The sequence below is a fragment of the Streptomyces sp. NPDC045968 genome, assembly GCF_056430475.1.
Genome location: NZ_JBWKLF010000012.1, coordinates 1 through 11,797, shown reverse-complemented (window position 1 = coordinate 11,797; position 11,797 = coordinate 1). Strand labels below are relative to the sequence as shown.

Sequence of the window (11,797 nt, the reverse complement as noted above, 5' to 3'; positions counted from 1 at the left end):
CTGTGGATTCCTCCCGTTAGCCGCACGAACCCCCCTCTCTCCCCCCCCCCCCCCCCCCCCCCCCCCCCCCCCCCCCCCCCCCCCCCCCCCCCCCCCCCCCCCGCTGCCGGGCCTGCCCTTCCACGGCTTGGAGCATAGGGGGCGGCGGACGCCCGGAACGGGCATCGACACGCTCGCCCGCGCCTTTGCGCCCGGCCGGCGGCAGCCCCCGGGGCTCGGGGCACGAGCACGGGCCTCCCGTTCGGGCCGGACGCGAGCCCGGCATGATCGAACGAGAGGCCCGGGGGCTCACGGACGTACGGTGGTCAGGCGCCCTGGGGGCCGGCCTGGGCGTCGCGCTCCGCGTTCTTCTCCTTGATGCGGACGGTTTCCTTGCGGACCTCGGCCTGGGTGGCGCGCTCCTTCTGCAGCCACTCGGGGCTGTCCTTCTTGAGCGCGTCGATCTGCTCCGTGGTGAGCGCCTCGGTGACACCGCCACGGGCGAGGCCCGAGATGGAGATCCCCAGCTTGGCCGCGACGACCGGCCGGGGGTGCGGGCCGTTGCGTCGCAGTTCGAGCAGCCACTCGGGCGGATTGGCCTGGAGTTCACTCAGCTCGGTGCGTGAGACGACACCCTCCTGGAACTCGGCGGGGGTGGCTTCGAGATACACACCCAGCTTCTTTGCCGCGGTTGCGGGCTTCATCGTCTGGGTGCTCTGGTGCGACGTCATGGTGTCAAGAGTATCGAGCGTGTGCGCCACCTCCGACCACGACCGGTAACCTTGCGGTGTGACAAGCCCGGAAGTACGCCCCTCGTTCCGGCTCGCGTACGTTCCGGGAGTGACCCCCACCAAGTGGGTGCGTATCTGGAACGAGCGACTGCCCGACGTCCCGCTGACCCTCGTCGCGGTATCCCCCGCCGAAGCCCCCGACGCGCTGCGCGCCGGTGACGCCGACGCCGGGTTCGTGCGGCTGCCGATCGACCGGACGGCCCTCAGCGCGATTCCGCTCTACACCGAGACGACCGTGGTCGTGATCCCCAAGGATCACCTCGTGGCGGCGGTGGACGAGGTGTCCGCCGCAGACCTGGCCGACGAGATCGTGCTGCACCCCCTCGACGACACGCTCGGCTGGGAGGACCGTCTGCCGGGAAAGCCCGCGATGGAGCGCCCCGCCACGACGGAGGACGCGATCGAACTGGTGGCGGCCGGGGTGGGCGTGCTCGTCGTCCCGCAGTCGCTCGCCCGTCTGTACCACCGCAAGGACCTCACCTACCGGCCGCTCCTGGACGCTCCCGAGTCGCGCATCGCGCTGTCGTGGCCGGAGGAGGAGACCACCGACCTGGTGGAGGAGTTCATCGGGATCGTCCGCGGCCGGACCGTGAACAGCACGCGCGGCCGTCCCCCGACGCCCCCGCAGCCGAAGAACAAGCGCGCCGAGACGGCCGCCGCCAAGCGGAAGCCCGCGGGCGGCAGGTCGTCGGCGGGCAAGAACGCGCGGAGCGGTTCGGCGAGCACGAAGGGTGCGAAGCGGGGCAAGCCCCGCCGCCGCGCCTAGGACGGGACCCGGAGCCTGTCCGTTCGGACGGGGTGGTGATGGCTCTAGGAACCTGTCATGCCCCGCGCTACCCTCCGCCGCATGATTTCCACGGTTGTCTGGGGTACCGGCAATGTCGGCCGCGCGGCCATCCGTGCCGTCGACGCCCATCCGGCACTGGCACTGACCGATGTGCTCGTCCACGACCCGGCCAAGAAGGGCCGTGACGCGGGCGGTCTCGGCGGGCTCGGACGTGATCTCGGTGTGGCGGCCACCGACGACATCGGCGCGGTGCTGGCCGCCGGGCCCCGCGCCCTCGTGTACGCGGCCTCCGGCGACATCCGCCCCGACGACGCACTGGCCGACATCTGCCGGGCGATCAGGGCGGGAGCCGTCGTCGTCACCCCCGCGGTCTACGGGCTCTACGACCAGCTGAACGCCCCGCCCGAACTGCGGGAACCGGTACTGGCGGCCATCGCCGACGGCGGCGGCTCGCTGTTCGTCTCCGGCGTCGACCCCGGCTGGGGCAACGATGTGCTGCCGCTGCTGATCAGCGGGCTCGGCTCGGTCGTGGACGCCGTGCGCTGCCAGGAGATCTTCGACTACTCCACGTACGAGCAGGAGGAGTCGGTCAGGGAGCTGATCGGTATGGGCCGGCCGATGGACTACGAGCCGCTGATGCTCGCGCCCTCCGTCCCGGCCATGGTCTGGGGCGGACAGATACGCCTGATGGCCAGGGCCCTGGGCGTCGAGCTCGACGAGATCCGCGAGACCATGCACCGCCGTCCGCTCGACACCACGGTGAGCACCAGGACCATGGGCGACTTCGAGGCCGGCACACAGGGCGCGGTGCGTTTCGAGGTCCAGGGCATCGTCGGCGGCGAGCCCCGCATCGTCGTCGAGCACATCACCCGTATCCACCCGTCCTGCGCCCCGGACTGGCCGACGCCGCCCGACGGCGCCGGCGCGCACCGCGTGATCATCGAAGGCCGTCCCCGCATCGAGGTCACGGTCGCGGCCGACGACGAGGGCGAGAACCGTTCCGCCGGGGGGAACGCCACCGCGGTCGGCCGGCTGGTCGGCGCCATCGACTGGCTGGTGGCCGCGGGACCCGGACTCTACGACGCGCTCGACGTCCCGCTGCGCCCCGCGGTGGGCAGGCTCGGAAGGAGACCACGATGAACATCGACATCCCCGAGGGCAAGCACGCCATCGAGTACGTATGGGGCGACATGGTGCCCGGCATCGGAATCGCCGCCTCGAACTTCTCGCTGGCGGTGTACGCCCACACGACCCTCGGTCTCCGCGAGTTCGAGGCCGCGCGGCTGCGCGTGGCGCAGATCAACGGGTGCGCGTTCTGCCTGGACTGGCGGACCGAACGCGACGGACAGAAGGTCGAGGAGGAGTTCGCCGATGCGGTGACCCAGTGGCGTACCACCGACGCCTTCGACGACCGGACGCGGCTGGCCGCCGAGTACGCCGAGCGGTACGTGGTGGACCACCACGGCATCGACGACGCGTTCTGGAGCCGGATGACCGCGCACTACAGCCAGGCGGAGATCGTGGAGCTCAGCATGAGCATCGGCTCCTGGCTGGCGTTCGGCCGGCTCAACCGTGTGCTGGGTCTCGACACCGTGTGCGTGCTGCCCGGGCACTGAGGCGGTACGGGCGGGCCGGCCGAACACCACAGATCCTCGCCACACAGGACCGTCACAGGTCGGTGGCGATGATCCTCTCGATGTTCCGCTCGGCGAGCGCCGTGATCGTGACGAACGGGTTGACGCTCGTGTTGCCGGGGATCAGCGCGCCGTCGATGACGTACAGACCGGAGTAGCCGCGCAGGCGGCCGTAGTTGTCGGTGGCCCTGTCCAGCACCGCGCCGCCCAGCGGGTGGTACGTGAGGTGGTCGCCCCAGATCTTGTAGAGGCCGAACAGGTCGGTCCGGTAGATCGTCCCCTCCTTCGCGTTGATCCTGTCGAAGATCGACTTGGCCATGTCGATGGACGGCTGCTTCCACGCGGTCTGCCAGTCCAGGTCCACGCGTCCCGCCGAGGCGTTCCAGGTGAACCGGGCCCGGTTCGGGTTCTTGGTGATCGACAGATAGAACGACGCGTACGTCTCGATCCCCGTCGGCAGCGGCGCGACCTCGGCGAACGCGCCGCCGGCATCCCAGTTGTCGATGCCCGAGCACGGGATGCTCGACTGGAGGGCGCCGGTGGGGTCCCACATGTGGTTGGCGCGCCCGCACATGACGTTGCCGTTGTCGCCCCAGCCCCTGCCGATCTCGTCGTTCAGCCCGGGCAGCGCCCCGGTGGCCTTCAGCCTGGTCAGCAGCTTGCTCGTACCCACGCTTCCGGCCGCGAAGAACACCTTGTCCGCGGTCACGGTCTTGGTGGCCGCCGTCTCGCCGCCGGTGGTGAGCTGGTCGATGACGACCGTGTAGCCGCCGCCGGGGGCCGGGGCGACGGACGTCACCTTGTGCAGCGGTGAGATGGTCACCCTGCCGGTCGCCCTGAGCTGGGCGAGGTAGGTCTGCTGCAACGACTTCTTGCCGTGGTTGTTGCCGTAGAGGATCTCACCGGCCAGCGCCGACCGGGGCGCCGTCCCCGCCGCTTCCTGCTTCATGTAGTCCCAGTCGTACACGTCGGGCACGAAGACGAACGGGAAGCCGGAGCGCTGGGCGTGCTTGCGCCCGACGCGGGCGTAGCGGTAGCAGTCGGTGGACTCGAACCAGGCCGGGTCGACGCTGCTCACCCCGAGGCCGGCGTTGGCGCGCGGGTAGTAGGTGCTGTACATCTCCTCGGCGTTCACCGTGGGGAGGATCGCGCCGAAGTTCTCTCGCTTGGGGGTGACGGCCATGCCGCCGTTGACCAGTGAGCCGCCGCCGACACCGCGGCCCTGGTAGACCGTGATGCCGCTGAAGTCCTCGGCGTCCAGGATTCCGGTGTAGCGGGGGACGTCCTTGTCGATCGGGAAGCCGAGGAAGTTGCTGAGGGGCTGCTTGGTCCTGGTGCGGAGCCAGAAGGACCGGTAGTCGGGTGTGGTCGTGTTGGCGAAGATCTTGCCGTCCGGGCCCGGGGTGTCCCAGGACATGCCCATCTCGATCATGTGGACGTGGACGCCGGCCCGTGCGAGCCGCAGAGCGGCGACGGAGCCGCCGTACCCGGTGCCGATCACGAGGGCCGGTACGTGCGCCCCGGCGCCGATCACCGGGGCGGCTGGAGTGGCGGCCCTCGCCCGCGCCGCGGAGAAGGGGCCTGAGAGGGCGACAGCCCCGAGAACGGAGCCCGTACCGGCGAGCAGACTGCGCCGCGAGACGCCCTTGACGCCTCTGCCGCCGGGGCTGGAATCGCTCATGTCGCGTTCCTCACTCTCGATGGAAGGGGAACGAGTTCTACTGTCAGTCGCGCGATAAGTCACGACATACCAGTCGGTAATGTGGTGGGGCGGTGTCCGGACAGGTAAGGGCGGACGCGCCCGTCACCTTCGGCCCGGACGGGCCGCGACCCCTACTGCATCTGGCGCCGCACCAGCTCGCGCAGCCGGCCGTTCGCGTCGGCCAGCAGCTCGGCGGGCGGGCCCTCCTGGACGACGCGGCCCTCCGACATGACGATCACGCGGTCGGCGTCCAGCACCGTGGAGAGCCGGTGCGCGATCACGACCCGGGTCGCCCGCAGTGCGCGGGTGCTCTCGATCACGACGCGCTGTGTCTCGTTGTCCAGCGCGCTGGTGGCCTCGTCGAAGAACAGGATGCGGGGACGGCGCACCAGCGCCTGGGCGATCATCAGCCGCTGACGCTGGCCTCCGGAGATGGCGCCGCCACCGGCGATCATGGTGTGCAGTCCCATCGGCATCAGCTTGATGTCATCGGCCAGGCCCGCCAGTGCGGCGGCCTCCCAGACCTCCTCCTCGGTGAAGACCTCGGAGCCGCTGATGCACTCCAGGACCGACCCGGTGAACGGCTGCGCGTTCTGCAGAACGACCCCGCACTGACGGCGTACGGCCGCCTGGTCGAGAGCCGCCAGGTCCTGACCGTCGTACAGGACGCTCCCCGTGGCCGGCCGGTCGAAGCCTATGAGCAGTCTGAGCAGGGTCGACTTCCCGCAGCCGCTGGGCCCCACGATCGCCACGAACTCGCCGGCCCCCACTTTCAGCGACACCTCGTCCAGCACCGCGGGACCGTCGTCGGTGTACCGGAAGGAGGCCCCCCTGACCTCGATCTCCCCGGACAGCGTCCCCGGCTGGGTGCTCGCACCGCGCACCTCGGGCGCCTCGTCGAGCACCGGCTTGATCTGCTCGAACATCGGCAGCGCCGCCGCCGCCGAGACGAACGCCCCGGTGAGCTGGGTGACCGACGTCAGCAGCATCGTCACGGAGGTGTTGAAGGTCAGGAAGGCGCTGGCCGACAGCGAGCCGCTGGCCGGCCCCGCGAGCAGGACGAACATCGCCAGCGAACACAGCGGCAGATACGTCGCGTTGAGGACCGTCGTCAGATTCTTGATCCGGCCGGCCCGCTGCTGGAGTTCACGGCTGCGGGCGAACTCCCGCGCCCACGCGGCGTACGCGAAGCTCTCGGCCCCCGCGACGCGCAGTTTGGGCAGTCCGCGCAGCGTCTGGAACGCCTGGTTGTTGAGCTTGTTGCCGAGCTCCACCAGGCTGCGCTGCCACCGCAGCTCCCACATCCCCATGGTGAGGAACACCGCGACGATCACGACCAGCATCCCGATCGCCGCCAGTGCCAGCGGGACACTGAACCAGAGCAGCAGCACCAGGTTCATCGCGCCGACCGTGCCCGCCTGCAACGCCACCGGGCCGACGCCCGACAGGACGCGCCGGATCGCGCTGACACCCATCGCCGCGCTCGCCAGCTCCCCGGTGGAGCGCTCGGTGAAGAACGACGTCGGCAGCCGCAACAGCCGGTCCCAGACGGCCGGTTGCAGGGTGCTCTCGATGCGTCCCTCCATACGCAGCACCGTGAGGTTCTGCAACAGCGTGAAGGCGGCCGAGACCACCCCGGTGATGATCACCGCGAGGGAGACCTGCACGATGAGGCCGGTCTGAGCGTTCGGCACATAGACACCCAGGATCTGCCCCGTCGCGATCGGGACCAGCGCACCGAGCCCGACCGTCACCAGCCCGGCCAGGGCCAGACTGCGCAGATCGGCCCTCGTGCCGCGCAGACCGAAGCGCGCCAGCTGCCACTTGGTCATCGGCCGTTCCGGCAACGGGCGGTAGAACATGACGGCCCGCTGTTCGAAATCGCCGGCACTGCTCCGGTCGACGCGCGCCCTGCGGCCGGTCACCGGGTTCACCGCCTCGTACCCGCCCCGGCGCCACAGCAGGGCGACCGGAGTGCCCGTCGCCGACCGGTGACCCACCAGAGGGCCGGTGTTCTCCCGCCACCAGCGACCCGTCAGCCGGACCGCGCGGGTCCGGACGCGCGAGTGGACGGCGACCCGCTCGACCGGGTCGGTCCGGTCGTTCGCCACCTCGCCCGCCGGAGGCTGGGTGAGCGTGATGCCGGCCGCTTCCGCGACCAGCCGGCAGGCGCCGTACGTGGCGTCGTCACCGGCCGCGGCGGACGGGCGCGCGCTCCTGCGGTTACGGCCGATGGAGGTCAGCAGGGCCTGGTCGGCCTCGTCCCGTACCGCTTCGCCCGCCTTGATGCCGGCCGCCGCCCGGTCCTCGTGCGCGCGCTCCAGCCGCTCGATCCAGCGGTCCAGCGCGGACAGCAGACGGTACTGCCGGTTGACCATGCCCTGCCAGAGCTCGCCGTCGACGAGCAGATCACCGGCGGCCTCCGCACTGAACGCGGCGCCGTACTGCACACTGCCGGGAGCGACCGGGAGCCAGAGGACGTCGTCGTCGGCCACCGTCTCGTCGAGAGCCGTCCTGCCGTCCAGCGGCGCTTCGAACAGGACACGCTGACCACGGCCCACCCCCAGCGAGAAGGCGTGCTCCAGCAGGCTCAGCGTGCCGTCACCCGCGTCGTACCTGCTGAGGTACTGACCTTCGTACGCGCCGGGGTGCGGGTACTCCGGCCGGTACAGCTCCCGCAGCGCGATCCGGCGCAGCACACAGCCCTGGAGCGGCCTGCCGATCAGCGTGTGCTGCGGCCCTGCGACCGGCCCCAGCAACAGCGTCCCCGGCTCCAGCCGGCCGAGGAAGTGCCAGTGCCCCTGCTCCACCGTGTCCACCGCGAACAGGTCCAGCGCTCCGTCCAGGACGAGCCACAGCACCTGCGGTCCTTCGAGGGAGAGACTGCGCAGCCCGGTGCAGTCGACCTGCTCGCCGAGCCCTCCCAGCGCACCGATGACGGCGTCGTGCCCCACGGCACCGGAGTCCGCGACAGGGTGTACGGATGCCACTCAGTGCTCCTTGACCAACTGGGCGTACGGCCCCGCCGCGGCGACCAGGTCCTCGTGCCGTCCGCGTTCCACGACGCTGCCGTGGTCCAGGACCACGATCTCGTCGCTGTCGCGGACCGTGCTCAGCCGGTGCGCGATCACCACGCAGGCGCAGCCGCGCCGCCGCAGCGCGTCGATGACGAACTGCTCGGTCTCCGCGTCCAGAGCACTGGTGACCTCGTCGAGCACCAGGACGCTCGGCCGGCGCACCAGCGCCCGCGCGATCTCCAGACGCTGCCGCTGGCCGCCCGAGAAGTTGCGCCCGTCCTGCTCCACCCGGCTGTGAATGCCACCCGGCCGGCGGGCGACGACGTCGTACAGCGCCGCGTCCTGGAGCGCGGCCACGACCGCGTCGTCCGTCACCGACGGGTCCCACAACGCCACGTTGTCCCTGACCGTCCCCTCGAAGAGGAAGACGTCCTGGTCGACGAAGGACACCGACGCGGCCAGGGCGCCCCGGGGAATGTCCTCCAGCCGCTGTCCGTCGATACGGATCGTGCCCTCCCACGGGCTGTACAGACCCGAGATCAGCCGGGAGACCGTGGACTTGCCGCTGCCGGACCCGCCGACCAGCGCCACCTGCTGCCCCGGCCCGACGGACAGCGAGAAGCCGGTGAGCAGCGGCTTGTCGAGCGGGCTGTAGCCGAAGGTGATGTCCTCAAGCGTCACATGACCCTTGAGCCTGCGGGTGCTCCCCGGGCCTTCGTCCCGGGAGTACAGCGGGTCCACGGGGAAGTTCTCCACGTCCTTCAGCCGGGCCACGTCGGCGGCGAAGTCCTGGATGCGGCCCGCCACCCCGTTGAGCCGGGTGACCGGGGCGGTGAACCGGGTGACCAGGGCCTGGAAGGCGACCAGCAGACCGATCGAGATATGGCCCTCGACCGCGCGGAGCCCGCCGATCCAGAGGATCAGCGCGCTGTTGAGCGTGGCCAGAGCGGGGGCGACGATGCCCAGCCAGGCGCTCGGCACACCGAGACGCTGCTGTTCCTCCAGCGTGGTCGCGTGCTGGCCCGCCCAGCGGCGGAAGTACCCGTCCTCGCCGCCAGTGGCCTTCATCGTCTCGATCAGCTGGAGGCCGGTGTACGAGGTGTTGGTCAGCCGCGCGCTGTCGGCCCGCAGCTTCTGTGTGCCGGTGGCCCGCAGGCGTATGACGACGCGCATCGCGACGACGTTGAGGAGGGCGATGCCCACCCCGATGACGGTCAGCTGCGGATCGTACGTCCAGAGCAGCAGGGCGTAGAGCAGTACGACGATCCCGTCCACGCCGGCCGCCGTGAGATCCCGGGCGAGCGTTTCGGCCACCGCGTCGTTGGACTGGAGACGCTGGACGAGATCGGCGGGGCTGCGCTGGGCGAAGAAGGTGACCGGCAGCCTCAGCAGATGCCGGAAGAACCGGGCGCTGCCGAGCGTCGACGAGATGATGCGCCCGCGCAGCAGATTCGCCTGCTGCGACCACGTCAGGACGACGGTGAGCGCCACCATGGTGCCCATCGCCGCGAACAGCACACCCAGCAGTGAGCGCTGGTCACCGATCAGGAACATGTCGATGTACGTACGGCTGAGCGCGGGCAGTGCGGCGCCGACGGCCACCAGCAGCAGGCTGGCCAGCAGCGCGGCCATCATCGTGCCGGAGGTACCGCGCAGCCGGGCCGGCAGGGCGCTCATGATGCCGGGCTTCCTGCCCCCGCGCCGGAAGCCGGTGTCCGGTTCGAGAACCAGGACGATCCCGGTGAAGCTGGTGTCGAAGTCCTCCGCGGGCACGAAACGACGGCCCTTGTCGGGGTCGTTGATGTGCACCCCGCGCCGTCCCAGACGGCGCCCCATGCCGTCGTACACGACGTAGTGGTTGAACTCCCAGAACAGGATGGCGGGCGCCCGGACCTCCGCGAGCGCGGCCGGTTCCATCTGCATGCCCTTGGCCCGCAGTCCGTAACTACGCGCCGCCTTGAGTACGTTGCTGGCCCGGGAGCCGTCGCGCGAGACGCCGCAGGCGATCCGCAGCTCCTCCAGCGGCACATGCCTGCCGTAGTGGGCGAGGACCATGGCCAGGGAGGCCGCGCCGCACTCCAGGGCCTCCATCTGGAGCACGGTCGGGCTGCGTACGGTCTTCGGCTTCGGTGCCTTCGGTGCCGACCGGGCACGTGAACGGCCCCTGCCGCCTGGCGCCTTGCCCGGGCGGTGCCGGCCGCGGCCGGGCGGTGGGAGCTGTTGCGCCGAAGGGGAGGCGGGCGGGGCGGTCTGCGGGGCGGTCAAGGGAGCAGCCAATCGATCGGACGCTGGTCGGCCAGGTGGACGACGCCAGAGGCCGGGGTCATGGAGCCGATCGCGTACGGGGGCCCCTGATGCGACGACCACCGGTAACCGGACTTCGTGGCGGACGACCGGTCGAGCCGTACGAGGACCGCCACCGGCCTGCCGTGGGCCGAGAACTGCTCGCCCAACTGGGCGTCGCCGAGGGAACGGGCGATCTGCTGCCGCGTCAGAGCGGCCCTGCCGACGGCCGTCACCCGGCCGCGCAGCACACCGAACTGCTGGGTCGGCACGGACTGGACGGTGAGATCCACCGAAGCGCCCACCGGGACACCCGGCCCGTTGTCGCCCGGCACGTACAGCACCGCCATCAGCGGATCGTCGGCGCTCTTCATCCGCTCCACGCTCGCCACATCCGCGCCGGTGGCGACCACCGCGCCGATCGTGGCGGAGAGAGCGGTCAGCCGGCCTGCGGCGATCGTGCGCACGACTCGATCCCCTTGTTCCGTACGGACCTTGAGCAGGGGAGAGTCGGCAGGCAGTGTCTCGCCCTCCTTGGCGAGTACGCCGGTGATCTGGCCGGCGACAGGGCTCTGGAGGACGTAACTTCCCTGCGCGTGCGTGAGGATGCCGGGTGCGTTCATGGTGGAGGAGACGGTGCCCGTCGTGGCCCAGAAGCAGGCCACGGCCATGACCGCCACGGTGACGCCGAGGACGAGCCGCCCCTGCGGGCGGGCGAAACGCACCGGGAGGTCGAGCTCCTCCGGCGACTGGAGCTTGGAAAGGGCCTGTTGGCGGAAGCGCACGGAACTCTTCCCTCACCTGTCGCTTTCGGCGGTGAGCCCCGGAACCGAGGGGTTCCGGGGCGCACGCACGTTCTCAGAGGCCCGCGACGAGACCGGTGGCGATACCGGTGACCGCGCCGGTGTTCACACCGGTGGTGGAGCCGACGAGGCCCGTGACCGAACCGACGACGGCGCCGACCGGGGCGATCGACTCCGCGGTGGCCGTCACGTTGCCGAGCACGCCGCCGACGAGGCCGCCGGAGACGTTGTCGAGGTCGGCGTCGGAAATCTCGAGGGTCTCGACCTGGGGGGTGAAGTTCATGACTGCGTAGCCCTTCGTGTGGATATTCAGAATCCGGTAACGCCTGTGGGCGCTCCCGGCATTGGCCAGGATCAAAGCATGGCGACGGCGGGCGCAGCGAATCGAACAGTGCCTGATCAGGGGGCCTTCCCTTCACTTGCATGGCTTTACGTGCAGGCGTGTTCATGTTTTGCGAGCAGGTTCCACATGAGCTTCACCGGATGAATTCCCTTTGGTCGGAAGTCCCTCTGCTTCTACTCGGACACTTCCGCATCAAAGGCCCTGTGGCCTGCCCGCACCCAGCCTCGCGCCGGGTCCGTCGTGACAGGTCTGCGTACGCGGTGTGCAGGTTCCGCATGCCATTCCGGTTCCGTTCCGTGGAAGCGGGAAACGCAAAGGCCCGGGCGGTCTGCCCGGGCCTGCGAACGCGAAGGGTGCTGCTTGTCAGCCCTTGCGGGTGTGTACTTCTTCGGTGAGTTGGGGGACGACGGTGAAGAGGTCTCCGACGATGCCGTAGTCGACGAGGTCGAAGATGGGGG

General features: G+C 70.4%; 9 protein-coding genes. 3 read left to right on the top strand and 6 right to left on the bottom strand.

The window, feature by feature from the left end:
• Positions 1–305: 305 nt before the first annotated feature.
• Positions 306–710 (bottom strand): DUF5997 family protein, encoded by a 405-nt coding sequence (locus AC07FA_RS29655; RefSeq protein WP_479079383.1) that lies wholly within the window; start codon positions 708–710, stop codon positions 306–308.
• A 58-nt stretch (positions 711–768) separates the two neighbouring features.
• Between AC07FA_RS29655 and AC07FA_RS29650 the strand changes: the two genes are divergently transcribed.
• The 3 genes from AC07FA_RS29650 to AC07FA_RS29640 all read left to right on the top strand — a co-directional run bounded on the left by AC07FA_RS29650 (position 769) and on the right by AC07FA_RS29640 (position 3,173).
• The gene (locus tag AC07FA_RS29650) at positions 769–1,536 is read left to right on the top strand and encodes a LysR substrate-binding domain-containing protein (protein ID WP_479079382.1); all 768 of its coding nucleotides are present in this window, start codon (positions 769–771) and stop codon (positions 1,534–1,536) included.
• An 81-nt stretch (positions 1,537–1,617) separates the two neighbouring features.
• Positions 1,618–2,697 (top strand): NAD(P)H-dependent amine dehydrogenase family protein, encoded by a 1,080-nt coding sequence (locus tag AC07FA_RS29645; protein WP_479079381.1) that lies wholly within the window; start codon positions 1,618–1,620, stop codon positions 2,695–2,697.
• The gene (locus AC07FA_RS29640) at positions 2,694–3,173 is read left to right on the top strand and encodes a carboxymuconolactone decarboxylase family protein (RefSeq protein ID WP_479079380.1); all 480 of its coding nucleotides are present in this window, start codon (positions 2,694–2,696) and stop codon (positions 3,171–3,173) included. The genes AC07FA_RS29645 and AC07FA_RS29640 overlap by 4 nt, the downstream gene beginning before the upstream one ends.
• A gap of 52 nt (positions 3,174–3,225) precedes the next feature.
• Here the strand turns inward: AC07FA_RS29640 and AC07FA_RS29635 are convergent, their stop codons facing one another.
• The 5 genes from AC07FA_RS29635 to AC07FA_RS29615 all read right to left on the bottom strand — a co-directional run bounded on the left by AC07FA_RS29635 (position 3,226) and on the right by AC07FA_RS29615 (position 11,279).
• Positions 3,226–4,872, bottom strand: a complete 1,647-nt coding sequence (locus AC07FA_RS29635; protein WP_479079379.1) for a GMC oxidoreductase — start codon at positions 4,870–4,872, stop codon at positions 3,226–3,228.
• 152 nt (positions 4,873–5,024) lie between these two features.
• Positions 5,025–7,883 carry an NHLP bacteriocin export ABC transporter permease/ATPase subunit gene (locus AC07FA_RS29630; protein ID WP_479079378.1) on the bottom strand — a complete coding sequence of 953 codons (2,859 nt, stop codon included), beginning with the start codon at positions 7,881–7,883 and terminating at the stop codon, positions 5,025–5,027.
• Positions 7,884–10,175, bottom strand: a complete 2,292-nt coding sequence (locus AC07FA_RS29625) for an NHLP family bacteriocin export ABC transporter peptidase/permease/ATPase subunit (RefSeq protein ID WP_479079377.1) — start codon at positions 10,173–10,175, stop codon at positions 7,884–7,886.
• Positions 10,172–10,978 carry a hypothetical protein gene (locus tag AC07FA_RS29620; RefSeq protein WP_479079376.1) on the bottom strand — a complete coding sequence of 269 codons (807 nt, stop codon included), beginning with the start codon at positions 10,976–10,978 and terminating at the stop codon, positions 10,172–10,174. The genes AC07FA_RS29625 and AC07FA_RS29620 overlap by 4 nt, the downstream gene beginning before the upstream one ends.
• A gap of 73 nt (positions 10,979–11,051) precedes the next feature.
• Positions 11,052–11,279 carry a type A2 lantipeptide gene (locus tag AC07FA_RS29615; RefSeq protein ID WP_479079375.1) on the bottom strand — a complete coding sequence of 76 codons (228 nt, stop codon included), beginning with the start codon at positions 11,277–11,279 and terminating at the stop codon, positions 11,052–11,054.
• Positions 11,280–11,797 lie beyond the last annotated feature (518 nt).